The 22,868-nt window shown below is 67.9% G+C and carries 20 protein-coding genes and 1 pseudogene; 10 read left to right on the forward strand and 11 right to left on the reverse strand.

The window, feature by feature from the left end; translation table 11 throughout:
- Positions 1 to 53 precede the first annotated feature (53 nt).
- The 4 genes from purL to P2PM1_RS19215 all read left to right on the forward strand — a co-directional run bounded on the left by purL (position 54) and on the right by P2PM1_RS19215 (position 3,406).
- Positions 54 to 2,279: a phosphoribosylformylglycinamidine synthase subunit PurL gene (purL, locus tag P2PM1_RS19200; protein ID WP_186400162.1), complete on the forward strand. Its 2,226-nt coding sequence runs from the start codon at positions 54 to 56 to the stop codon at positions 2,277 to 2,279.
- 15 nt (positions 2,280 to 2,294) lie between these two features.
- Positions 2,295 to 2,528: a BolA family protein gene (locus P2PM1_RS19205; protein WP_186386329.1), complete on the forward strand. Its 234-nt coding sequence runs from the start codon at positions 2,295 to 2,297 to the stop codon at positions 2,526 to 2,528.
- Between the two features lie 64 nt (positions 2,529 to 2,592).
- Entirely contained in the window at positions 2,593 to 2,925 is a 333-nt protein-coding gene (grxD, locus tag P2PM1_RS19210; RefSeq protein WP_186386328.1) for a Grx4 family monothiol glutaredoxin, read from the forward strand.
- 199 nt (positions 2,926 to 3,124) lie between these two features.
- Positions 3,125 to 3,406, forward strand: coding sequence for an antitermination protein (locus P2PM1_RS19215; RefSeq protein WP_186400163.1), 282 nt, complete (start codon positions 3,125 to 3,127; stop codon positions 3,404 to 3,406).
- A gap of 15 nt (positions 3,407 to 3,421) precedes the next feature.
- On the opposite strand, the gene P2PM1_RS19220 is transcribed toward P2PM1_RS19215, so the two are convergent.
- The 5 genes from P2PM1_RS19220 to P2PM1_RS19240 all read right to left on the reverse strand — a co-directional run bounded on the left by P2PM1_RS19220 (position 3,422) and on the right by P2PM1_RS19240 (position 8,396).
- Positions 3,422 to 4,690 (reverse strand): Hsp70 family protein, encoded by a 1,269-nt coding sequence (locus P2PM1_RS19220; RefSeq protein WP_186400164.1) that lies wholly within the window; start codon positions 4,688 to 4,690, stop codon positions 3,422 to 3,424.
- Between the two features lie 107 nt (positions 4,691 to 4,797).
- Positions 4,798 to 5,730, reverse strand: a complete 933-nt coding sequence (gene ttcA / locus P2PM1_RS19225; RefSeq protein ID WP_186400165.1) for a tRNA 2-thiocytidine(32) synthetase TtcA — start codon at positions 5,728 to 5,730, stop codon at positions 4,798 to 4,800.
- Between the two features lie 234 nt (positions 5,731 to 5,964).
- Positions 5,965 to 6,582 (reverse strand): 30S ribosomal protein S4, encoded by a 618-nt coding sequence (rpsD, locus tag P2PM1_RS19230; RefSeq protein ID WP_186386324.1) that lies wholly within the window; start codon positions 6,580 to 6,582, stop codon positions 5,965 to 5,967.
- Between the two features lie 194 nt (positions 6,583 to 6,776).
- Entirely contained in the window at positions 6,777 to 7,598 is an 822-nt protein-coding gene (murI, locus tag P2PM1_RS19235; protein ID WP_186386323.1) for a glutamate racemase, read from the reverse strand.
- Between the two features lie 12 nt (positions 7,599 to 7,610).
- Positions 7,611 to 8,396, reverse strand: a complete 786-nt coding sequence (locus P2PM1_RS19240) for an RNA methyltransferase (protein WP_186400166.1) — start codon at positions 8,394 to 8,396, stop codon at positions 7,611 to 7,613.
- 246 nt (positions 8,397 to 8,642) lie between these two features.
- On the opposite strand from P2PM1_RS19240, the gene P2PM1_RS19245 reads away from it, so the two are divergent.
- Entirely contained in the window at positions 8,643 to 9,212 is a 570-nt protein-coding gene (locus P2PM1_RS19245) for an HdeD family acid-resistance protein (protein WP_186386321.1), read from the forward strand.
- 123 nt (positions 9,213 to 9,335) lie between these two features.
- On the opposite strand, the gene P2PM1_RS19250 is transcribed toward P2PM1_RS19245, so the two are convergent.
- Both P2PM1_RS19250 and P2PM1_RS19255 read right to left on the reverse strand, forming a co-directional pair.
- Entirely contained in the window at positions 9,336 to 10,778 is a 1,443-nt protein-coding gene (locus tag P2PM1_RS19250; protein WP_186400167.1) for an ATP-binding protein, read from the reverse strand.
- 101 nt (positions 10,779 to 10,879) lie between these two features.
- Positions 10,880 to 11,416 (reverse strand): molybdopterin-dependent oxidoreductase, encoded by a 537-nt coding sequence (locus P2PM1_RS19255; protein ID WP_186386319.1) that lies wholly within the window; start codon positions 11,414 to 11,416, stop codon positions 10,880 to 10,882.
- Positions 11,417 to 11,724: 308 nt separating this feature from the next.
- Here P2PM1_RS19255 and P2PM1_RS19260 point away from each other — a divergent pair, with 308 nt between their 5' ends.
- The 4 genes from P2PM1_RS19260 (at position 11,725) to P2PM1_RS19275 (ending at position 15,728) form a co-directional block, all read left to right on the forward strand.
- Positions 11,725 to 12,939, forward strand: coding sequence for an NADP-dependent isocitrate dehydrogenase (locus P2PM1_RS19260; protein ID WP_186386318.1), 1,215 nt, complete (start codon positions 11,725 to 11,727; stop codon positions 12,937 to 12,939).
- Between the two features lie 146 nt (positions 12,940 to 13,085).
- Entirely contained in the window at positions 13,086 to 13,526 is a 441-nt protein-coding gene (locus P2PM1_RS19265; RefSeq protein WP_208985345.1) for a hypothetical protein, read from the forward strand.
- Positions 13,527 to 13,646: 120 nt separating this feature from the next.
- Complete coding sequence (locus P2PM1_RS19270; RefSeq protein ID WP_186386317.1) at positions 13,647 to 14,516, forward strand: cupin-like domain-containing protein; 870 nt, start codon at positions 13,647 to 13,649, stop codon at positions 14,514 to 14,516.
- Positions 14,517 to 14,519: 3 nt separating this feature from the next.
- Entirely contained in the window at positions 14,520 to 15,728 is a 1,209-nt protein-coding gene (locus P2PM1_RS19275; RefSeq protein WP_186400168.1) for a GNAT family N-acetyltransferase, read from the forward strand.
- 27 nt (positions 15,729 to 15,755) lie between these two features.
- On the opposite strand, the gene P2PM1_RS19280 is transcribed toward P2PM1_RS19275, so the two are convergent.
- Positions 15,756 to 16,286, reverse strand: coding sequence for a cyclic nucleotide-binding domain-containing protein (locus tag P2PM1_RS19280; protein ID WP_186400169.1), 531 nt, complete (start codon positions 16,284 to 16,286; stop codon positions 15,756 to 15,758).
- 27 nt (positions 16,287 to 16,313) lie between these two features.
- Entirely contained in the window at positions 16,314 to 18,992 is a 2,679-nt protein-coding gene (gene alaS / locus P2PM1_RS19285) for an alanine--tRNA ligase (protein ID WP_186400170.1), read from the reverse strand.
- A gap of 293 nt (positions 18,993 to 19,285) precedes the next feature.
- Here alaS and P2PM1_RS19290 point away from each other — a divergent pair, with 293 nt between their 5' ends.
- On the forward strand, positions 19,286 to 19,522 hold the full coding sequence (locus P2PM1_RS19290) for a hypothetical protein (protein ID WP_186400171.1): 237 nt from the start codon (positions 19,286 to 19,288) through the stop codon (positions 19,520 to 19,522).
- A gap of 683 nt (positions 19,523 to 20,205) precedes the next feature.
- Here P2PM1_RS19290 and recA read toward each other — a convergent pair.
- Both recA and P2PM1_RS25840 read right to left on the reverse strand, forming a co-directional pair.
- Positions 20,206 to 21,285, reverse strand: a complete 1,080-nt coding sequence (gene recA, locus P2PM1_RS19295; protein WP_186396210.1) for a recombinase RecA — start codon at positions 21,283 to 21,285, stop codon at positions 20,206 to 20,208.
- A 1,444-nt stretch (positions 21,286 to 22,729) separates the two neighbouring features.
- Positions 22,730 to 22,813, reverse strand: a pseudogene (locus tag P2PM1_RS25840) (zincin-like metallopeptidase domain-containing protein); the annotation flags it as partial.
- Between the last annotated feature and the right edge of the window lie 55 nt (positions 22,814 to 22,868).

Raw genomic sequence — 22,868 nt, forward strand, 5'->3', positions numbered from 1 at the left:
CTTGCGGTTTGCTAAAGGGGCGGCATCTTCCGCTTTCAAGGTTGCAGGCCCCCATGATCCCCAACGACATCGCCATCACTCCGGAGCTGGTCGAGGCGCACGGCCTCAAGCCGGACGAGTATGACCGCATCCTGGCGCTGATCGGGCGGGAGCCGACCTTCACCGAACTCGGCATCTTCTCGGCCATGTGGAACGAGCACTGTTCCTACAAGTCGTCGAAGAAGTGGCTGAAGACCCTGCCGACCAGCGGGCCGCGCGTCATCCAGGGACCGGGCGAGAATGCCGGCGTCGTCGATATCGGCGACGGCGAGGCGGTGGTCTTCAAGATGGAGAGCCACAATCACCCGTCCTATATCGAGCCCTATCAGGGCGCGGCGACCGGCGTCGGCGGCATCCTGCGCGACGTCTTCACCATGGGCGCCCGGCCGATCGCGGCGATGAACGCGCTGCGCTTCGGCGCGCCGGACCACCCGCGCACCCGCCATCTGGTCTGCGGCGTCGTCGCCGGCGTCGGCGGCTACGGCAATTCCTTCGGCGTGCCGACGGTCGGCGGCGAGGTCAATTTCGACGCGCGCTACAACGGCAACATCCTGGTCAACGCCTTCGCCGCCGGCCTCGCCCGCACCGATGCCATCTTCTATTCCAAGGCGGAGGGCGTCGGCCTGCCGGTCGTCTATCTCGGCGCCAAGACCGGCCGCGACGGCGTCGGCGGCGCCACCATGGCCTCGGCCGAATTCGACGAGCAGATCGAGGAAAAGCGCCCGACCGTCCAGGTCGGCGACCCGTTCACCGAAAAGTGTCTGCTGGAGGCCTGCCTGGAACTGATGGCCTCGGGCGCGGTCATCGCCATCCAGGACATGGGCGCGGCCGGCCTCACCTGCTCGGCCGTCGAGATGGGCGCCAAGGGCGACCTCGGCATCGAGCTCGACCTCGACAAGGTGCCGGTGCGCGAGGAGCGCATGACCGCCTATGAGATGATGCTGTCGGAGAGCCAGGAGCGCATGCTCATGGTGCTGAAGCCCGAGAAGGAGGAGGAGGCCAAGGCGATCTTCCGCAAATGGGGCCTCGACTTCGCCGTGGTCGGCCGGACGACGGACGACCTGCGCTTCCGCATCCTCCACCAGGGCGAGGAAGTCGCCAACCTGCCGATCAAGGAACTCGGCGACGAGGCGCCGGAATACGACCGCCCCTGGGTGGAGCCGGCCCGGCCGGCGGCCCTCGCCGCCGACGACGTGCCGCAGGCCGATATCGCCGACGCGGTGCTGACGCTGCTCGGCTCGCCCGACCTGTCCTCGCGCCGCTGGGTCTGGGAACAGTATGACACGCTGATCCAGGGCAACTCGCTGCAGCGGCCGGGCGGCGATGCCGGCGTGGTGCGCATCGAGGGCCATGCCGCCAAGGCGCTCGCCTTCTCCTCCGACGTCACGCCGCGCTACTGCGAGGCCGATCCGTTCGAGGGCGGCAAGCAGGCGGTCGCCGAATGCTGGCGCAACATCACCGCCACCGGCGCGCTGCCGCTGGCGGCCACCGACAACCTGAACTTCGGCAATCCTGAGCGCCCCGAGATCATGGGCCAGTTGGTCCGGGCGATCCAGGGCATCGGCGAGGCCTGCCGGGCGCTCGACTTCCCGATCGTCTCCGGCAATGTCTCGCTCTACAACGAGACCAGCGGCAAGGGCATTCCGCCGACCCCGACCATCGCCGGCGTCGGCCTGCTCGCGGACGCCGGGAAGATGGCGCGGATCGGCTTCGCCGCCGAGGGCGAGATGATCGTCCTGGTCGGCGCGCCGCAGGGCTGGGGCAGCCATCTCGGCCAGTCGGCCTATCTGCGCGACGTCCACGGCCGCGCCGACGGCACCCCGCCGCCGGTCGACCTGGCGGCCGAGAAGCGCGTCGGCGACCATGTGCGCGACCTCATCGGCCGCGGCATCGTCACCGCCTGCCACGATCTCTCGGATGGCGGCCTCGCCATCGCCCTGGCCGAAATGGCGATGGCCTCCGGCATCGGCGCGACCATCGCCGGTCTCCCGGACATCGATCCGATCCCCGTCTTCTTCGGCGAGGACCAGGCGCGCTATCTGGTGACGCTGGCCTTCGACCCGCACAGCGCGGAGTGGGCGGCCCTGCGCGCCGAGCAGGAGTCGCTCGGCATCTTCGCCCCCTGGATCGGGACGACAGGCGGCACCTCCTTGAAGCTTGGCGGTGCGCGTGCGATATCCGTTGAGGAACTGAAGGCGGTGCACGACTCCTGGTTCCCCCGCTTCATCGACGGCAAGTAATCGAGGACTGATCCCATGCCCATGGACGCCCGCGACATCGAACGGCTGATCAAGGAAGGGATTCCGGACGCGAGAGTGACGATCCGCGATCTCGCCGGCGACGGCGACCACTACGCCGCCGAGGTGGTGGCCGAGAGCTTTCGCGGCAAGAGCCGGGTGCAGCAGCACCAGATGGTCTATCAGGCCTTGAAGGGGAGCATGGGGGGCGAGCTGCACGCACTCGCCCTGCAGACCAGCGCTCCGGAATGAACGCCGCACAGCGGACATCCCACGGTCGCCGGATCTTGACCCGGCAGAACGAAAGGACAATGAGATGAGCATTCAGCAGTGGATCAAGAACGAGGTCGACAGCAACGACGTCGTCGTGTTCATGAAGGGCACCCCGGCCTTCCCGCAGTGTGGGTTCTCCGGCCAGGTGGTGCAGATCCTCGACTATGTCGGCGTGCCCTACAAGGGCATCAACGTGCTCGAGGACGACGAGTTGCGCCAGGGCATCAAGGAGTTCTCGAGCTGGCCGACCATTCCCCAGCTCTATGTCAAGGGCGAGTTCGTCGGCGGCTGTGACATCGTGCGCGAGATGTTCCAGAACCAGGAACTTCAGGCGCACTTCACGGAAAAGGGCATCCCTGTCCGGCAGCCGAGCTGATCAAACAGGTTAATAAAGAGTTAATAAGGGGCGGATCCAAGTCGATCCGCCCTTTATTTTTGCAAAATTTGCTGACTAGGCAAAATTTGCCGAATCACTCACGATGAACGTCAGATGAATGCGCATTTCAGACTGCGCTCACGGACGAAGCGGTAGTTCTCGGGTGAACAGGGGTTCCCGTCACCGAAAGGAACGACAGATGCGGATAGCGAAGTTTGCCGTTGCCGGTATTGCCCTCAGCCTGGGCCTCGGCCTCGCGACCGTGGCGCAGGAGTCCGACGCCGGGCTGCGCCGGATCGCCTGCGTCAACCTCACCGTCTTCGCCCCCGCCGGCAACGGCCTCAGCGACGCCGACACCTGCCGGGCCCATGGCGGCCTTGCCGAGAAGGGCGCGGCCGAGGCCTCCGCCGCCCTCGTCATCCTGGTGCGCAACCAGCCGGCCGGTTTCGACCGCGGCCTTGCCGCCGGCAACGGATCGTAGCCGCTTCCCCGCAGCTCACCGCGATCCGTATTTGCGGGCAGCGTCGAGGGCAAGGCCCGTGCCGACGCTGCCGAAGACGTCGCCCTGTACCACGCTGGCGCCGGGCAGCAAGCCGGTCAGTTGCTGCCGCACGAAAGGCACCGACGCCGAGCCGCCGGTCAGGAACACCGACGAGATGTCGCCGGCCGCAACGCCCGCCTGCGCCAGGCACGCCGCCAGCGCCCCCTCGATGCCCGCCACCGCCTGTTCGATCGCCGCGATGAGGTCCTGACGGGTGATCGCGATGTCGAGCGCGCCGCCGCGCAAGGGAAACCCAAGGCGGTGAACCTCCTCATGCGACAGGGCGATCTTCGCCGCCTCCACCGCACCGGCCAGCGCATGGCCCTGCCGCTGCGCAATCACCTGGATCAACCGCTCGACAAGCTCCGGCCGCGCCGCGTCCTGGCGCAGCTCGCGCAGCCGCGTGTCGATCTGCGGCGCGTAGAGAAAGTTGATCCGGTGCCAGGTGGCGAGCTCGAAATAGGCCCAGTTCGGCAGGTCGCGGCGCGGATCGCGCGAGCGCGTGCCATAGCCGAGCTCCGGCATCACCCGGGCAAGGCTCAAGAGCCGGTCGAAATCCGTGCCGCCGATATGAATGCCGGTGCTGGCGAGAATGTCCTCGCGCCGGTCGACCTTGCCCCGCCGCTCCGGCGACACCCGCACCACCGCGAAATCCGAGGTGCCGCCGCCAAGGTCGACGATCACCGCCAGTTCCTCGCGCGTCACCGCGCGCTCATAATCGAGCGCGGCGGCGATCGGCTCGAACTGGAAGGCGACGGAGGCAAAACCGGCCTTGCGGGCGATGGCCTCCAGCTCGCCTTCCGCGCGGCGGTCGGCCGCGTCATTGTCGTCGACGAAGCGCACCGGGCGGCCCAGCACCACCGCGTCGAAGGCATGGCCCGCCGCCTGCTCGGCCCGGTGCTTCACCTGCGACAGATAAAGGCCGATGATCTCGCCGAAGGTCCAGCGCTGCGCCCGGATCGTCGTCTTCTCGCTCATGGTGCTGGAGCCGAGCACGCTCTTCAGCGCCCGCATCAACCGCCCCTCGATGCCCTCCACATAGGCGGCGACCGCATCGCGGCCGAAGCGCACATGCGTGTCCTCGAAGGAGAAGAAGATCGTGCTCGGCAGCACCACGCTGTCGCCCTCCAGCGGCAGCAGCCGCGCCGTGCCGTCGCCCAGGAGCTGCGAGGCGGTGGAGTTGGACGTGCCGAAGTCGATGCCGCAGGGGCGAAGGCTGGTCATGGTCGGGTCCGGGTCGGGTCGGGTCGCGCCGCGGCCGGCGCAGGGAAAGCGCTGCCGGCGGCCGGGAGACGGTCCCCCCGGCGCGGGCAGCGCTCTGGTCGGGGCGGTTATTCGGCGGCGAACAGCGTCCGTGTCATGGCAAGGCCGGCAGCGCAGGGCTCCTCCGCCTCGCCGGCGGACACCGGGACCTCGCCCTGGCCGGGGCGGAGCCCGGCGAAATCGAACAGCGAGAGATCGTGCAGATGCGACGGGCGGACCTGCGTCAGCGCCTTCGCCATGGTGGCGAGCCGGCCGGGGCTCTCCTGCTCCCAGGCCTGCAGCATGCGCTTCACCTCGGCCCGCTGCAGCCCGTCCTGGCTGCCGCACAGGTCGCAGGGGATGATCGGGAACGCCATGGCGCGGGCAAAGCGGGCGATGTCGTCCTCGGCGCAGGCGATCAGCGGCCGCAGCACCATCAGGTCGCCGTCGTCATTGACCAGCTTCGCCGGCATCGCCGACAGCCGCCCGCCATGGAAGAGGTTCATGAACAGGGTTTCCAGCGCATCCTCGCGGTGATGGCCGAGCACCACCGCCTGGCAGCCCTCCTCGCGCGCCGTGCGGTAGAGCAGGCCCCGGCGCAGCCGCGAGCACAGCGAGCAATAGGTGCGCCCTTGCGGGATCTTCGAGGTGACGATGGAATAGGTGTCCTGCCGCACGATCCGGTGCGGGATGCCGTTGTCGCTCAGGAACTGCGGCAGCACATGCGAGGGAAAGCCCGGCTGGCCCTGGTCGAGATTGCAGGCCAGCAGATCGACCGGCAGCAGCCCGCGCCATTGCAGCTCCAGCAGCACGGCGAGCAGCGTGTAGCTGTCCTTGCCGCCCGACAGGCAGACCAGCCAGCGCGGCCGCGCGCCGCTCGCCTCGACCATGGCGTGGCGGGCGATGGTCTCGCGCGTCTCGCGCAGCAGCCGCTTGCGCAGCTTCTTGAAGCCGACCGAGGACGGCGCATTGCGATAGAGCGCGGGAACGTCGCTCTCCACAGGGTCGGCAAGGTCGGTCATGGCTGGCGCGCGCCCCGGCTGGCTGAAACGGGAGGATCGATGATCCCGCTGGAATAGCGCCTCGCGCCGCCAGCGCCAAGCGGAAAGCCGCGCCCCCATAAAAGCAAAAGGGCGCGCTCCTCACAAAAGCGAAGGGGCGCGCTCCTCACAAAAACAAAAGGGCGCGCCCCTCGCAAAAGCGAAGGGGCGCGCCGGTGGCGCGCCCCTCAAAGGCCTGGCGGACTTTTTCAAAAATCAGCGCGAGTAGAACTCGACGATCAGGTTCGGTTCCATCTGGACCGGATACGGCACGTCGGTCAGCGTCGGAACGCGCGCGAAGGTCGCGGTCATCTTGCTGTGGTCGGCGGCGATATAGTCCGGCACGTCGCGCTCGGCCAACTGCACGGCCTCGAGCACGGTGACGAGCTGGCGCGACTTCTCGCGGACCTCGATCAGATCGCCCGGGTTGCAGCGGTAGCTCGCGATGTTGACGCGGCGGCCGTTGACCTTGACGTGACCGTGGTTGACGAACTGGCGGGCGGCGAAGACGGTCGGAACGAACTTCGCGCGGTAGATGATGGCGTCGAGACGGCGCTCGAGCAGGCCGATCAGGTTCTCCGACGTGTCGCCCTTCATCCGCGAGGCTTCCACGTAGATCTTGTGGAACTGCTTCTCGGAGATGTTGCCGTAGTAGCCCTTGAGCTTCTGCTTGGCGCGGAGCTGCACGCCGAAGTCGGAGAGCTTGCCCTTGCGGCGCTGGCCGTGCTGGCCCGGGCCGTACTCGCGGCGGTTGGCCGGAGACTTCGGACGACCCCAGATGTTCTCGCCCATCCGGCGGTCAATCTTGTACTTTACACCATGGCGCTTCGACATGCGCGGTTCCCTCGTTGTTTGCCTTCTTGCAAGGAAACGCGACCTCCTCTCCTGCTTTTCCGCAAAGCGGCGAAACAGGCGACAGGACCCCCGGCCAACGGCGCCGGCGCGGGGCTCCACGGTTGCGTGAAATGCAAAGCGGGCCGACAGGGCCCGCAAAGCGAGAGGATGCCTACTCCAAAGCCGCCTTCGAGTCAAACGCTCGATGCCGCCTCCACGCCGGAAATCGCCAGCGTTTGCCCCGACAGCAGGCCGAGCGCGGCGGAAAGATCCGCTCCCGACGTCGCCAGCATCCGCACCGGCGCAGCAAGCAGCCCCTCGCCGGTCGCCGCCCCGCTGGCGAGGAGCACGTCGCGCAGCCGGCGGGCGATGGCCGGCGCCGGGTCGAGCCAGTCCACCGGCCAGGGCGCGATCTCGGCCATCCGCTCCGCCAGCAGCGGAAAATGCGTGCAGGCCAGCACCACCACATCCGTGCGCCGGCCGCCCTTTTCCACGAAACAGGGAGCGAGTTCGGCCGCCAGCAGGTCCGCATCGAGCCGCCCGCGCAGCAGCGCCTCCTCGGCAAGCCCGGCAAGGCGCCGCGCGCCGACCAGCGTCACCGCGACATCCGGCGCGAAACGGTGGATCAGGTCGAACGTGTAGTCGCGCGTCACCGTGCCCGGCGTCGCCAGCACGCTGACAAGGCCGGAGCGGGTGCGCTCGGCCGCCGGCTTGATCGCCGGCACGGTGCCGACGATCGGAATGTCGAGCGCCGCCCGCAAGGGAGGCAGCACCAGCGTCGAGGCGGTGTTGCAGGCAATGACCACGGCGGCCGGGCGCAACGCGCCGGCCAGCCGCGTCACCACGCCGGTGCAGTGGCGCGTCAGCGCCTCCGCCTGCCAGGCGCCATAGGGAAAGCCGGCATCGTCCGCCGCATAGACCAGCGGCAGGCCCGGCAGCAGCCGCCGGATCTCGCGGGCGACCGTGAGGCCGCCGATGCCGCTGTCGAAAACCAGAACCGGAGCCGGTTCCGCCATGGTCTGCCCCCGTCAGCCGCGCGGGCGGGTCGAGCGGCCTTCGAGCGCTGCCACCACCCCGCGCAGGGTCTTCACCTCCTGATCGGTGAGTGAGGCTTTTTGAAGGATGTTGCGCAGGTTGCGGACCATCGAGGGCCGCTTCTCCACCGGGCGGAAGAAGTTGACCGTGTCGAGCGCCCCTTCCAGATGCTCGAACAGGCGCACGAGGTCGTCCTTGCTGGCCGGCGGGTTCTGCTCCTCGTCGAGACGGAAGGGCAGAGCCCCGTCATTCGCCTTCAGCCGCCATTCATAGGCGCAGACCAGCACCGCCTGGGCGATGTTGAGCGAGGCGAAGTCAGGATCGACCGGCAGGGTGACGATCTCGTCGGCGAGCGCCACCTCGTCGTTGTTGAGGCCCCAGCGCTCGCGCCCGAACAGATAGCCGGTGCGGGTGCCGCCGGCGCCGAGCCGCGTCGCCGTCACCGCCGCCTCGTCGGGGCCGCGCACCGGCTTGGCGATCTCGCGCGAGCGCGCCGTGGTGGCGAAGACGAAGCCGAGATCGGCAACCGCCGCCTCGACACTGTCGAACACCTGCACCGCCTCGATCACATGGTCGGCGCGGCTTGCCGCCGCCCGCGCCTTCTCGCTCGGCCAGCCGTCGCGCGGATTGACCAGACGCAACTCGCGCAGGCCGAAATTGGCCATGGCGCGGGCCGCCGTGCCGATGTTCTCGCCAAGCTGCGGCTCGCACAGGATGATGCAGGGCGGCGGCAGGTCGGTGACCCTGGCCGCCGGGTCGATGGTCGAATTGCGTGTCATGGCGGGCGAGATAGCCCAATCCGCGCGGCTTTTCCAGCGCCCGGCGACGGCGACCCGGCCAAGGGGCGCAAAATCCCGTCGAACCGCCCGCCCGGTTACGATAGCTTCACATATCGGGGGTTGAAATCGCGTTCGGGCCGTCAGGCCGGGCGCCTGCCCGGACGGCCCCGCTCGCAAGGCGAACCTTCCGCCCGTCCCAAGGCCGACCGCTCGCCCTCTCCAAGACGCAGACGACAGGATCCCGCCATGACCGACGCACCCTCCCTCCCCGTCACCGAAGCCGTCCGCCAGAAATGGGGCTGGTTTCTCGCCCTCGGCATCGTCCTGGTGATCGGCGGGGCGCTGATGATCGCGCTGCCGCTCGCCAGTTCCATCGCCGTGACGCTGGTCATCGCCATCGTCTTCGCCGTCGGCGGCGCCGTCCAGATCTGGCATGCCTTCTCCGTTCCCGGCTGGGGCGGCTTCATCTGGAACATTACGACCGGCGCCATCGCGCTGGCCGGCGGCATCGCCGTCTATTTCAACCCGGTGATCGGCGCGGCGGCGCTGACGCTGGTGGTCGCGGCGATCCTGCTGGCGCAGGGTATCGCCCAGATCCTGCTGGCGATGAAGATCCGCCCGCATGACGGCTGGGGCTGGGTGCTCACCGCCGGCATCGTCTCGGCGATTGCCGGCCTGTGCATCTGGTTCGAGTTCCCCTCCTCCGCCGTCTGGGTGCTCGGCCTGCTCGCCGGCGTCTCGGTGCTGATCAACGGCTGGAGCTTCATCGCCATCGCGCTCGCCGCGCGCGCCCTCGGCCAGCGCCTGTCCGCCTGAAGCCCCGGCCCGCCTGAAGCGTCTGTCCGCCTGAGCGGAAGGGACAGCCGAAGCCCCTCAGGAAGGGCGGGAAAGAGACCGCCAGAGGAGACGGCCAAGGGAAGGGAAAAGCCCGCGGCCGGACTACTCGGCGGCCTCGACCATGCCGGGCCGGCGGCCGTCTCCAGCCCCTTTGCCGGCGCCGGCCATGAAGTTGATGCGGAACGCGGAGCCCTCGCCCGGCACGCTGACCGCGTCGATATCCCAGCCATGACGGCGGGCGATGGCCTGGCAGATGGCAAGGCCCATGCCGGTGCCGGAATAGCGGTCGCGCGAATGCAGCCGGCGGAACGGCTCGAACACCTGCGCCTTGTGCTGCATGTCGAAGCCGATGCCGTTGTCGCGGATGGTGACGCTCGCCGTCGCCCCGCTGGCGAGCCGCTCGGCGAGCACCTCGACCACCGGCGCGCGGTCGGGATGGCGGAACTTGATGGCATTGCCGATCAGGTTCTGGAACAACTGCTCCAGGAACACCGGATCGCCGCTCAGCAGCGCATCGCTGTCATGCAGCACGACCTTGGCGCCGTTCTCGCGGATCAGCTCCGACAGGCTGTCGCGCACCTGCTCGACGAGCTGCGCCAGCGGCACCGCCTCGCGCGACAGCTCCCGGTCGGAGGCGGCCGAATAGTTCAAAAGGTTGGAGATCAGCGTCTTCGCCCGCCCGGCCGAGGTCTTCATCACATTGGCCGCATAGTCGATGGTCTCGCGGTCCTTGTTGGCGACCCCCTCCAGCAGCAGGTCGCTGAACACGGTGATCTTGCGCACCGGCTCCTTGAGATCGTGCGAGGCGAGATTGTTGAACTGGGTCAGCCGCTCGTTCGCCAGCCGCAGATCCGCATTGGCCTGGGCAAGCTCGCTGGTGCGCTCGGCCACCCGCCGCTCCAGTTGCGCCTGCAGCCGCATCAGCCGGCTGCGGTCGCGCAGCAGGAGCAGACCCATGGAACTGCCGGCGACCAGCAGGCCGAGGATCAGCACCACCACCAGATTGACCGTGCGCTGCAGCGCCGCGCGCTGGCGCGAGGCCGCGTCGAGCTGCAGCCGGTAGACCGCCGAGCGGAAGGAATCGAGCGTCGCCTGCAGGCCGGAGAAGTCGTCGCGCAGCTTGCGCGCGGCCGCGACATCGCCGGCGGCAATCGCCGGCATCGCCGGGTCGGAGTCGCGCAGCACCGCCTCCAGGTCGCCCATCAGCGGCACCGAGCCGTCGACCCGCACCAGCTCCTGCCCCGCCTCGCCCTCGCCAAGGCGCATCGCCCGGCTCCACAGGATGTCGAAGCGCGCGGTCACTTCCTGCGCATGTTCGGGCGCCCCGCCATGCACGATCATCGTGTTGAGCGCGTGCATCAGGTCCTGATACTCGACGACGAGCTGCGCCGTGTACCAGATCAGGCTCTGCCGGTATTCGGAGCGGTCCTCGCTGTTCTGGCGATTGAGGGTGGACACCACGAAGAAGAGCGAGGCGCTGATGATGGTGAGGCCGATCATCAGCGCGACGTAAAGCGTCCGCACCCATCTTGCGCTGAGATCCATCGCCGCGATCCGCTCCCGTTTCCCGCGCCCGGCGCAAGCCGAAGCCGAACCGCAAGCTTACAAGCGTCGCGGAACCGAGGGAAGGCCGATTTCAACCAGAACTATTCGGATCGTGAATCCACTACTATGATTTCGCGGATCTGCCAGATCGAACGCGAATAGTAGAGCTCCCGGCGCAGTTCCTCCCGGTCGGACCAGGGATAGATCAGCCACAGCGGCCCGCGATCGCGGATGCTCATCTCCTTGCCGTTGACCCGCATGGCGAGAATCACGTCGTGGTCGAGCGCGTCGGAGACCGGGATGGTCACCCGGTACTTGTTGAGCGCAACCGCCTCGATCCACGCGCCGCGGGCGCCGACGCGGGCCAGCAGATCGCGCAGCAGCGGCCCCTCGAACACGGCCGCCTCGGAGAGCCAGGGCGTCTCGGTGGACACCGCCGTCATGCCGAGCGCTTCCAGTTCCGCGCGGGTGAAGCCGACCGGCGCCCCGCCTTCCAGCGCGCCGCTGACCACCAGCACCGGCCCGCTGTCGGCCAGCGCGGGCGCACCTAGCGGCGGCATCGCAAGGCCCGCAATGAGCGCGAGAGCCGCAACGACACCGCCCAACCCCTTGCGGCCGGCATGCCGCCAGCGCGTCATCGGACCTTGCATCCGTTCCACTTGCAAAGGGCTCCCTCCGAATCTTTGACAGGAGGATATGCGCCGAATAGGCACTTCTCGCAAGGGCCTGGCGGTTGCATCGCCCGATATGGTTTCCAGCCGCCTGGATTGCAGCCGAAGGGCAGTTTGACGAATGGTTGGCTTTCCGTTTGGCCGGCCCTTTGCTATAGGGGCCGCGCGGCATCCTTGACCGGCGGCGCCAACCTGCGACGGCAGGCGCCCGGCAGGGCCGGCAGGTTCGGGCGCATGAGGCGCGAAAGCCACCCAAGACGCGAGGTCATCTGCACATGGCGAAGATTAAGGTTGTCAATCCGGTTGTCGAACTCGACGGCGACGAGATGACCAGGATCATCTGGCAGTTCATCAAGGACAAGCTGATCCACCCCTATCTCGACATCGACCTGAAGTATTACGACCTCTCGATCGAGAAGCGCGACGAGACGGATGACCAGATCACCGTCGATGCGGCCAATGCCATCAAGCAGTACGGCGTCGGCGTGAAATGCGCGACGATCACCCCGGACGAGGCCCGCGTCGAGGAGTTCGGCCTCAAGAAGATGTGGCGCTCGCCGAACGGCACGATCCGCAACATCCTCGGCGGCGTGATCTTCCGCGAGCCGATCATCATGCAGAACGTTCCGCGTCTGGTGCCGGGCTGGACCCAGCCGATCATCGTCGGCCGCCACGCCTTCGGCGACCAGTACCGCGCCACCGACTTCCGCTTCCCCGGCAAGGGCAAGCTGACGGTCAAGTTCGTCGGCGAGGACGGCACCACCATCGAGCACGAAGTGTTCGACGCTCCCTCCGCCGGCGTCGCCATGGCGATGTACAACCTCGACGATTCGATCCGCGACTTCGCCCGCGCCTCGATGAACTACGCCCTGCAGCGCGGCGTGCCGTGCTACCTGTCGACCAAGAACACCATCCTCAAGGCCTATGACGGGCGCTTCAAGGACATCTTCCAGGAGGTGTTCGACGCCGAGTTCAAGTCGGCCTTCGAGGCCAAGAAGATCTGGTACGAGCACCGCCTGATCGACGACATGGTCGCCGCCGCGCTGAAGTGGTCGGGTGGCTATGTCTGGGCCTGCAAGAACTATGACGGCGACGTGCAGTCCGACATCGTCGCGCAAGGGTTCGGCTCGCTCGGCCTGATGACCTCGGTGCTGATGACGCCGGACGGGCAGACGGTGGAGGCGGAAGCCGCCCACGGCACCGTCACCCGCCACTACCGCCAGCACCAGCGCGGCGAGGAGACCTCGACCAACCCGATCGCCTCGATCTTCGCCTGGACCCGCGGCCTCGCTCACCGGGCCAAGCTCGACGACAACCAGGACCTCGCCAACTTCGCCGCGACCCTGGAGAAGGTCTGCATCGACACCGTCGAGGCCGGCTTCATGACCAAGGACCTGGCGCTGCTGGTCGGCCCGGACCAGAAGTGGCTGACCACCAACGGCTTCCTCGACAAGATCGACGAGAACCTGAAGTCGGCGATGGCCGCCTGAGCCGTCAAGCCCTTGCGACGACACGCGAAAGGCGCCCCTTGCGGGCGCCTTTTTGCAGTTCGGGTCCGCCGCGCCTCTCGCGGGCCGCGACGCGGCGCGCGCAACGCGCTAGCATAGCCATACCCTTCCCTTTCGGAGCCCCATCGATGCCGTTTCGCCTTTCTGCCCTGGCCCGCCTCGCCGCAGCGGTTCTCACCCTTTTCGCGCTTGCCCTTCCCGCCGCCGCGCAAGGCGCATACGAGCCGGCCCGCGGCACGCCCGAGCGCGCCGCGCTGATGGACGCGATCCGCCCGCTGGTCGAGGTGCGCACCGGCGCACCGGTCGAATTCATGGTCGTCCGGCTCAGGGTCTCCGGCGACTGGGCCTTCGCGATCGTCGATCCGCAGCGCCCCGGCGGCGCCCCGATCGATCCGGCCGCCACCATCTATGGCGAGGACGCCGAATACATGGACGGCCTGCGCACCTATGCGCTGCTGGTGCGCGCCAACGGCCGCTGGAACATCGTCGACTACGCCGTCGGCCCGACCGACGCCTTCTGGGACGGCAATCCGCTCTATCGCCAGATCCCGCGCGGCCTGCTGCCATAATCCAGCGTTTACCATGCGGAGAAATTGACAGATTTGCCGAGCGCAACGCGCCCCGGTTGACCCGATCTTCACCTGTACACTGCATCCTCCGCCAAAGTCGGAATTGGTGGAGAGGGAGCAATGACGACACTGGGACTTCCCCAAGACATCGCGGAACTCTGGGACCGGGAGATCGTTCGCGTCACCCATGACCTTCCCGGCAACCCGCTGTTCTCGGACGAGGCGCTGGCCGAACTCGTCGCCAACAACCCGGATGCCGTGCGCGAGATCGCCACGATGGACACCAGCGTCGAGGACAAGAGCCGCTGGCGCCGCAGCGACCTGTCCGCCAACGACCCGCACGGCCTGTTCGAGGCCGTGCGCAGCGGCGCGCTGTGGGTCAATATCGGCCATGTCGGCGGGCGCGATGCCCGCTACCAGCGGCTGATCGACGGCATCATGGACCAGATCGACGCGGCCGTGCCCGGCCTCGACAGCTACAACCGCCAGATCGGCGTCCTGATCTCCTCGCCGCGCGCCCGCGTCTACTACCATGCCGACGTGCCCGGCCAGGGCCTGATCCACATTCGCGGCGAAAAGCGCATCTGGCTCTATCCCGGCCGCGAACCCTATCTCAAGCCCGAGGAGCTGGAGCGCGTGGTGACCGCCGTCACCGCCGAGGAGATCAGCTACGACCCGAGCTTCGACGAGGCCGCGACCGTGATCGACCTGACGCCCGGCACCGCGCTGTTCTGGCCGCTCAACTGGCCGCACCGCGTGGTCAACGGCGACAGCCTCAACGTTTCGGCGACGGTGGAATATCACACCCGCAAGACCCGCCGTCATTTCGCGCTCAACTATGCCAATGGCGTGCTGCGCCACGGCCTCGGCCTCCGGCCGCGCTCACGCGCCACCAGCGGCGCCGGCTTCTGGAGCAAGGCGGCCTTCGCCTATGCCTGCCGCAAGACCGGCCTCGGCTCGCGCCTGCTGCGGTCCGGGAAGGGAGGCTGAGGCATGGCGCAAGCCGCCCGGCCACTCGCCCGCCGGTTCGACACGGTCCACGATGCCGACCTCGCCGCGCTGTGGACAACGCTGGAGGCGGAGGGCTGCTCGACCGCCTTCCTCTCGCTGGACTTCGTCCGCTCGCTGGAGGACGGCGTCCTGCCGGAGAGGCAGGGCAGCCCCGTCTATATCGCGATCGTCGAGGCGCGGACCGGCGCGCCGCTGATGATCGTGCCGCTTGTCGCCGACACCCGCTTCGGCGTCCGCCGCCTCGGCTTCCTCGATTGCGGCGTCGTCGACTACCACTTCCCGCTGGTCGACCGGAAGGCCTGCGCCGATCCACGGCTCTTCGCCGCCATGCGCGAGACCTTCCTCGCCGCCCTGCCGCCGCATGACGCGCTGCTGCTGGGCAAGGTCATCCGCGAGTTTCGCGGCGTGCCCAATCCCCTGTGGAGCGAGAGCAAGCTGATCGAGATCGGCGAAGGCGCCTCGCGCATCGACCTCGACCCGGAAAGCCTGGAGCGGGCGCGGCGCAACCACTCGCTCTATGCGAAAATGGCCAAGCAGCGGGCGAAGCTTGAAAAGCTGCCCGGCTTCGAGATCGTCGAGGCCCGCAGCCCCGGCCAGATCGACCAGGTGCTCGGAGTGATGGCGCGCCAGCGCCGGCAGCGTCTGTCGGCCTTCGGCATCGCCGACCTGTTTCAGGATCCGGCGGTCTACGCTCACTATCGCCGCCTGGCGCTGGCCGGCTGCGCGAGCGACAAGGTCCTGGTTCTCGGGCTCAAGGTGGACGACACCTGGCTCGCCACCAGCTATTGCTTCTGCCACCAGGGCGTCGTCACCGGCATCCTCTGCTCGCTGGACGACGGCCCCTATCGCAAGCACTCGCCCGGGCTCATCGCCACGATTCTGGAGATCGAATGGGCGGTGCGGCACGGCTTCGGCCTCTATGACTTCGGCGCCGGCAGCTATGACTACAAGGAGCGGTTCGGCGGCCGCCACCGGGCGGTCAAGGCGCTCGCCGCCTCCGCCAGCCTGAAAGGGGCAGCCTATCTCGCCGCCGTCAAGGCACGGATCGCCCTGCGCCTGTGGCTCAGGGACCGCCCGGCCCTGCACCGGCTGGCCCGCACGACAAAATTGCTGTTGCTTGCCGCGATCGGCCGCAAGCGGCTGCCGCAAACCCGGATCGCCGGGCGCACCCGGCCCGTTGCGCTGAACTGAGGCGCCTGCCGCGAAATGTGAGGGAGCTCAGGTTCGGGTGTCTGGCCCCGCCGCCTCCGGCAGGTCGGAAAACAGGTCCGGCAGCGTCTCGTCCGCGCCGGCCGCATCCGCGCGCTCCATGTCCTCGGCCTCGGCGACCTCCTCCGCCAGAATGTCCCCGCTGGGAGCGCCGCGCCGCTGCCGCACCTCGTCCAGGACCCGCCGCGCAAGATCGGATTTGCGCGCCATAAGCGCGTGCAGGTCCTGGGCCTCGAGCACCAGCAGCCGCGCGTCGCTTTCCGCCGTGACGGTCGCCACGCGCTGGCGATCCCCCAGCACCGCCATCTCGCCGAAAAAGCCGCCCTCGCCAAGATGCGCGCGGGTCTGGCCCAGCGTCACCTCGACGAGGCCGGAGGCGATGAAATACATGCTGCTTGCCGGTTCGCCGCGCCGGCTGATCACCTGGCCGGCCGAAACCGACTGGCCGCGCAGCAGCCGGTCGAACCAGCGCCCCTGCCGGTCGCCGGCGGGCTCTGCCGAGCCTCCCTCACGCCCACCGGGTCGCCGGCCCCTTCGCAAAGAGGGTCGCGACCGGTCGTCATCGGATCAGGCCTCGGCCGGCGCAGCCGTTTCCAGCGCCGCCGCGATCGCGGCAACCGCCGCTTCCGCCTGCGAGGCGTCGGTACCGCCGGCCTGGGCCATGTCCGGCCGGCCGCCGCCACCGCGCCCGCCCAGCACCTCCGAGCCGAGCTTCACCAGCTCGACCGCGTTGAACCGGCCGGTCAGGTCGCCCGTGACGCCGACGACGATCGCCGCCTTGTTGTCGTCCGAGGCATTGACCAGCACGACGATGCCTGAGCCGATCTGGCCCTTGGCGTCATCGGCAAGGCCCTTGAGATCCTTCGGGTTCAACCCCTCGACGATGCGCGCCATCAGCTTGACGCCGCCGATCTCGCGCAGGCCCTTGTCGCCATCGCCCGCGCCGCCGCCCATGGCGAGCTTCTTGCGCGTGTCGGCAAGCTCGCGCTCCAGCCGGCGCTTGTCCTCTACCAGTGCCGCGACGCGCTCGGTCACCTCCGCCTGGCCCGACTTCAGCACCGAGGCGATCTCGCGCACCCGCGCATCCTGCCCGGCGAGATGCCGGCGGGCGGCCGCCCCGGTCAACGCCTCGATGCGGCGCACGCCGGCGGCAACCGCGCCCTCGTTCACCAGCGTGACGAGGCCGATATCGCCGGTGCGCGACACATGGGTGCCGCCGCACAGTTCCAGCGAATAGGTTCTGCCCGCCTTGTCGCCGCGCAGCGCCCGGCCCATCGAGACGACGCGCACCTCGTCGCCGTATTTCTCGCCGAAGAGCGCCATCGCGCCCTCCTCGATCGCCTCGTCGACGCCCATCAGCCGGGTCTCGACCGCGGCATTCTGCAGCACGATCTGGTTGGCGATCTCCTCGACCTCGGCCAGTTCCTCCGCCGACATCGGCTTGGGATGGGAGAAGTCGAAGCGCAGCCGCTCCGGGCTGACCAGCGAGCCCTTCTGCGCGACATGGGTGCCGAGCACCTCGCGCAGCGCCTCGTGCACCAGGTGGGTGGCCGAGTGATTGGCGCGGATCGAGCCGCGCCGCGCCCCGTCGACCAGCAGTTCCAGCGGCAGGCCGACGGTCACCTTGCCGGAGAGAACCCGCACCTCGTGGACGAAGAGGCCGTCGGCCTTCTTCTGGGTGTCGGTGACTTCCAGCTCGACGCCGCCCTCGCCGCGCATGCGGCCCGTATCGCCGACCTGGCCGCCGGACTCGCCGTAGAACGGCGTCTGGTTGAGCACGACGAAGCCGGTCTCGCCTTCCTGCAGTTCCATCGCCTCGCCGCCCTCGCGCACCATCGCGGCGACGACGCCCTCGGCGGTCTCGGCATCGTAGCCGAGGAAGTCGGTGGCGCCGCAGCGCTCCTTCAGCGTGAACCACACGGTGTCGGTGGCCGCCTCGCCGGAGCCGGCCCAGGCGGCGCGCGCCTCGGCGCGCTGGCGCTCCATCGCGGTGTTGAAGGCGGCAAGATCGACGCTGACGCCGCGCGCGCGCAGGGCATCCTGCGTCAGGTCGAGCGGGAAGCCATAGGTGTCGTAGAGCTTGAACGCCGTCTCGCCGTCGAACTCGGCGCCCTCGCCGAGACCGGCGCTCGCCTCGTCGAGCAGCGTGAGGCCGCGCGCCAGCGTCTTGCGGAAGCGGCGCTCCTCCAGCTTCAAGGTCTCGGTGATCAGCGCCTCGGCGCGGGCGAGCTCCGGATAGGCCCGGCCCATCTCGCGCACCAGGGTCGGCACCAGGCGCCACATTAGCGGCTCCTCGGCGCCCAGCAGATGGGCGTGGCGCATGGCGCGGCGCATGATCCGGCGCAGCACATAGCCCCGCCCTTCGTTGGACGGCAGCACGCCGTCGGCGATCAGGAAGCTCGAAGCGCGCAGGTGATCGGCGATCACCCGGTGGCTGGCGCGCTGCGCCCCTTCCGCCTCGGCGCCGACCGCGTTTTCCGAGGCGGAGATCAGCGCCCGGAACAGGTCGATGTCGTAATTGTCATGCACGCCCTGCAGCACGGCGGCGATGCGCTCCAGCCCCATGCCGGTGTCGATCGACGGCCGCGGCAGGGTGATGCGCTCGCCCGGCAGTTGCTCGTACTGCATGAAGACGAGATTCCAGATCTCGATGAAGCGGTCGCCGTCCTCGTCCGGCGACCCCGGAGGGCCGCCCCAGATGTGATCGCCGTGATCGTAGAAGATCTCCGAACACGGACCGCAGGGACCGGTATCGCCCATCGCCCAGAAATTGTCCGAGGTCGGGATGCGGATGATCTTGTCCTCGGACAGGCCGGCGATCTTCTTCCACAACGAGAAGGCCTCGTCGTCCTCGGCATAGACGGTGACCAGCAGCCGCTCCTTCGGCAGCGCGAATTCCTTGGTGATCAGGGTCCAGGCGAGTTCGATCGCCCGGTCCTTGAAATAGTCGCCGAAGGAGAAGTTCCCGAGCATTTCGAAGAACGTATGATGGCGCGCGGTGTAGCCGACATTGTCGAGGTCGTTGTGCTTGCCGCCGGCGCGCACGCATTTCTGCGCGGTCGTCGCGCGCTGATAGTCACGCTTCTCCAGGCCGGTGAAGACGTTCTTGAACGGCACCATGCCGGCATTGGTGAACATCAGCGTCGGATCGTTGCGCGGCACGAGCGGACCCGATGCGACGATCTCGTGACCGTTGCGCCCGAAATAGTCGAGAAAGGCAGTCCGGATTTCGTTTACGCCGCTCATAAAGCCGTCCAATGCTCCCTGGACTGACGACCCTGCCGCGACGTCTCGCGCAGCGTTCCCGCCAAGTCCTGCCATGTCCAAGATCTCGAGCCGCTTTTAGCTTTGCCCCGGCGACAAGTCCAGTATCGCCCGCACCGCGCCGGCTTGCCTTCCCTGATCAGGCACCCGCCCCACCCGATACCGTACAGGCGCCGACCTGCGTACTCTCCTGCATGGAAACCGTGTGCCCGATGTGGAACAGTCGCGGCATGGCTGTCACGCCGAGGACCCGCACCGGAAACGGGAGATGTGCCATGGGATGGGAATGCAAGAACCGCTTTTGGTCCGGGACACGGACCTATATCTCGAGCTTCCGCAAGAATCCTCCGCCGCATGTCTACATCGCAACCCTGACCGCGCACGAGATCACGGCCGCGGAGAAGCGCGAGCTCGTCACCTGCGTGCGCACCTGGCCAGCCGTGACGGATCAGTCGCGCCCCCTGATCGAGCAGGTCGTCAAGGACATCGAGGAGGCGCAGGCGTCCGGCTGACGAAGGACACGCCCCGCATGTCCACGACGCGAGGACAAGGCGCCCGGAAGGACCAAGGACGAAGTCAAAGGGGACGGAGGCCGACGGCCGCCACTCAAGGGCAATCACCTGAGACTGGCGGCCCGGGCGAGGCGCCTTCACGGCGGTGAAACCGAGGCGCTGACGCTCAAGATGGCCGGAGTTCAATCCCCCCGTCATGCCCCCCCCCGTCATGCATCCCTCGTCATGCCGCCCTTCGCCGGCCAAGGACAGCGACCGCGGCGAGACACGGCTGGAGGGCGTTTTTCTCCGCGCCTATGTCGCGCTCCGGGTCCCGCACCCACTTGACGCGGCTAAAGCCCTTTCGGCCAATTCGGAGCCATTCTGACGGAGCGATTTTGTGACAAGGTCAAGCAAAGGCACGCAGGCCGTATCTGGAGACGGACAAGGGGCTTTGCGCCGAAATTGGCGCAAAATCGCCCGTCCCGCAGGACTTCCGATTGGCGGGCGCCCGACATTGGTGGGCGCCCGACGCCGAACCGATCTTGCCCGATGCGACGGCATCGCGCGGCGACCGTTTCGACGCCGGATCGCCGCTCCAATCGAGAAGCGGAATTGACTTCGAATTGGCCGAAAGGGCTCTAGGATGCCTGTCCGGCACATGTCAGGCGAGCCGCCCGGCACAAGGGCCGGGCGGCATCACATCAATCGTCGGCGGCGCCGTCGTCGTCGGTTTCGGAGAAGGGATCCGTGATGCGTTCGGCGATCAGCCCGGCATTCTGCCGGATCGCCAATTCGATCTCGTCGGCCAGCGCCGGGTTGTCGCGCAGGAACTGCTTGGCGTTTTCGCGGCCCTGGCCGAGCCGCTGGCTGTTATAGGAGAACCAGGCGCCGGACTTCTCGACGATGCCGCCCTTGACGCCGAGATCGATGAGTTCGCCCATCTTCGAAACGCCCTCGCCATAGATGATGTCGAACTCGACCTGGCGGAACGGCGGGGCGAGCTTGTTCTTCACCACCTTGACGCGGGTCTGGTTGCCGACCACCTCGTCGCGGTCCTTGATCGATCCGATCCGGCGAATGTCGAGGCGCACGGAGGCGTAGAATTTCAGCGCATTGCCGCCGGTCGTCGTCTCGGGCGAGCCGAACATCACGCCGATCTTCATGCGGATCTGGTTGATGAAGATGACCATGCACTTGGAGCGCGAGATCGAGGCGGTCAGCTTGCGCAGCGCCTGGCTCATCAGCCGCGCCTGCATGCCCGGCAGGCTGTCGCCCATCTCGCCGTCGAGTTCGGCCTTCGGTGTCAAGGCCGCGACCGAGTCGACCACCAGCACGTCGATGGCGCCCGAGCGCACCAGCGTGTCGGCGATCTCCAGCGCCTGCTCGCCCGCGTCCGGCTGGGAAATCAGCAGCTCGTCGATGTTGACGCCGAGCTTGCGCGCATAGATCGGATCCAGCGCATGCTCCGCATCGATGAAGGCGCAGATGCCGCCCTTCTTCTGGGCCTCGGCAACGGTGTGCAGGGCCAGCGTCGTCTTGCCCGACGATTCCGGCCCGTAGATCTCGACGATGCGGCCGCGCGGCAGGCCGCCGATGCCGAGCGCGATGTCGAGGCCGAGCGAGCCGGTCGACACGGTCTGTACCTCGACCACCTGTCCCTGGCCCATCTTCATGATGGAGCCCTTGCCGAAGGCGCGTTCGATCTGCGAAAGGGCGGCGTCGAGCGCCTTGTTCTTGTCCATCTGAATGCCTTCGACCAAGCGGAGTGAATTCTGTGCCATGAGGCTACCATCCTTATTTCACGCCGCGCCCGGCGATTCAAACTGCGCTTTTGTACCAGTTTTGTTCTCATTGCACAAGAGAGATCAAGCTATTGATATAACTTGATTTATAGGATAGTGTTCCTTTTGTGTTCCGATAGGATGTCGGGTGCCCCCGCGCGCCACCGCGGCGGGAGAATCGGTTTGGTCTGCCGTCAGCGCCGGGTCGCTTGTCGCAGCCGGCGCAGACGGCAGCGGCCCGTGTCCGACCGGATCTTCGCGCAAGGGCGCGCAGGGATACGGGCGGACTGCGGCCGGGCAGCAGATCGGAGACGGGAGCAGGTATCGAGTGAGCACCCAGGACGCGGCGCGAGACGGAGACAACGCAGCACAGAGACCACGCAGCACGGACAGGAACGGTTGGTGAGAACAGCGGAAGAGGCTGAACCGAGCCCGGATAGGCGGCGGCTTGCCCTCGGACGTACTTTGCCTTGCCCCCAGACGCACTTTGCCTTGCCCGAAGTGGCGCAGGAACGGCCGGGCACGTCGGCCGCTTTCTCGGCCGTCATATCTGCGCCTTGTGCGCGCGCCGCCGAAACCAACGAAAACTGGATGGAGGCCAACCGATACCTCAACATGGACGACCTCAGAGAGAACAAGAAGCTCGAACTCCGTAGGCCGCATGACCAGCTTCACGGCCGCCCCAATTCGCAGAACTTGACGCACACAACCACGACAGCCTGTGTGAGGCATCGGCCCGCGCATCGTTTCCGCCGTTGTTTACGGCCGGCCTCTCCTGGCGCCTTCCCGGACGAGCAACGCGAGATCCGGGACCGGCGAGCCGAGGGCGTGTGTGGCAACACTCAGGTGTGAGACCGTTGGCGCGGGGGCTCCCCGATCCCCGCGCGGCGCTGGCGCACCGTCCGGGAGGACGCGGGAGAGAGGCAGCGTGTCGCCGCTGGCGCTTTCCCCCCCTCTGCCGGCGGCGCCGACACCTCCCCCTTGAGGGGAAGAGAGGAGCTTGGCCTGCGGCCGGCGCACCGCTGCCGCGAACGCCCTCGGCTCGTCGATCCCGGGGCGGACGGTCTTGCAGCAGCGGAGGCCTCCGGTCTTCTGCGGCCAGCCCAACGGCTCGGTCCGCACGACCTGTGATTACGGGTTCCCGGTCTCCGGCTTCGCCGGAGCCGGAACGACAGCCTGTGTGTGAGGCACCGGCCCGCGCATCGTTTCCGCCGTTGTTTACGGCCGGCCTCTCCTTGCGTCTTCCCGGACGAGCAACGCGAGATCCGGACCGGGGAGCCGAGGGCGTGTGTGGCAACACTCAGGTGTGAGACCGTTGGCGCGGGGGCTCCCCGATCCCGGCTCGGCGCTGGCGCGCCGTCCGGGAGGACGCGGGAGAGAGGCGGCGTGTCGCCGCTGGCGCTTTTTGCATGCCCCCGAGAGAATCCGCCGCGCGCTGCGCATCGGCGGCGCCGAGTTCGGCGATCAACTCCTCCATTGCGTAGCCTTCATCGCCCCACTTCTTGCGACCAAGATCCCGGTCGAGGCGCTATGGATGCCGGGTCGAGTCACCGTTATGCCGATATCGGCATAAGACGCATTAT

The organism is Stappia sp. P2PMeth1 (genome assembly GCF_900185735.1).
GTDB lineage: Bacteria > Pseudomonadota > Alphaproteobacteria > Rhizobiales > Stappiaceae > Stappia.

Coding starts and splice junctions, on each gene's coding strand:
- purL (WP_186400162.1), top strand. CDS start 54: ATGATCCCCAACGACATCGCCATCACTCCGGAGCTGGTCGAGGCGCAC.
- P2PM1_RS19205 (WP_186386329.1), top strand. CDS start 2,295: ATGCCCATGGACGCCCGCGACATCGAACGGCTGATCAAGGAAGGGATT.
- grxD (WP_186386328.1), top strand. CDS start 2,593: ATGAGCATTCAGCAGTGGATCAAGAACGAGGTCGACAGCAACGACGTC.
- P2PM1_RS19215 (WP_186400163.1), top strand. CDS start 3,125: ATGCGGATAGCGAAGTTTGCCGTTGCCGGTATTGCCCTCAGCCTGGGC.
- P2PM1_RS19220 (WP_186400164.1), bottom strand. CDS start 4,690: ATGACCAGCCTTCGCCCCTGCGGCATCGACTTCGGCACGTCCAACTCC.
- ttcA (WP_186400165.1), bottom strand. CDS start 5,730: ATGACCGACCTTGCCGACCCTGTGGAGAGCGACGTTCCCGCGCTCTAT.
- rpsD (WP_186386324.1), bottom strand. CDS start 6,582: ATGTCGAAGCGCCATGGTGTAAAGTACAAGATTGACCGCCGGATGGGC.
- murI (WP_186386323.1), bottom strand. CDS start 7,598: ATGGCGGAACCGGCTCCGGTTCTGGTTTTCGACAGCGGCATCGGCGGC.
- P2PM1_RS19240 (WP_186400166.1), bottom strand. CDS start 8,396: ATGACACGCAATTCGACCATCGACCCGGCGGCCAGGGTCACCGACCTG.
- P2PM1_RS19245 (WP_186386321.1), top strand. CDS start 8,643: ATGACCGACGCACCCTCCCTCCCCGTCACCGAAGCCGTCCGCCAGAAA.
- P2PM1_RS19250 (WP_186400167.1), bottom strand. CDS start 10,778: ATGGATCTCAGCGCAAGATGGGTGCGGACGCTTTACGTCGCGCTGATG.
- P2PM1_RS19255 (WP_186386319.1), bottom strand. CDS start 11,416: ATGACGCGCTGGCGGCATGCCGGCCGCAAGGGGTTGGGCGGTGTCGTT.
- P2PM1_RS19260 (WP_186386318.1), top strand. CDS start 11,725: ATGGCGAAGATTAAGGTTGTCAATCCGGTTGTCGAACTCGACGGCGAC.
- P2PM1_RS19265 (WP_208985345.1), top strand. CDS start 13,086: ATGCCGTTTCGCCTTTCTGCCCTGGCCCGCCTCGCCGCAGCGGTTCTC.
- P2PM1_RS19270 (WP_186386317.1), top strand. CDS start 13,647: ATGACGACACTGGGACTTCCCCAAGACATCGCGGAACTCTGGGACCGG.
- P2PM1_RS19275 (WP_186400168.1), top strand. CDS start 14,520: ATGGCGCAAGCCGCCCGGCCACTCGCCCGCCGGTTCGACACGGTCCAC.
- alaS (WP_186400170.1), bottom strand. CDS start 18,992: ATGAGCGGCGTAAACGAAATCCGGACTGCCTTTCTCGACTATTTCGGG.
- P2PM1_RS19290 (WP_186400171.1), top strand. CDS start 19,286: ATGGGATGGGAATGCAAGAACCGCTTTTGGTCCGGGACACGGACCTAT.
- recA (WP_186396210.1), bottom strand. CDS start 21,285: ATGGCACAGAATTCACTCCGCTTGGTCGAAGGCATTCAGATGGACAAG.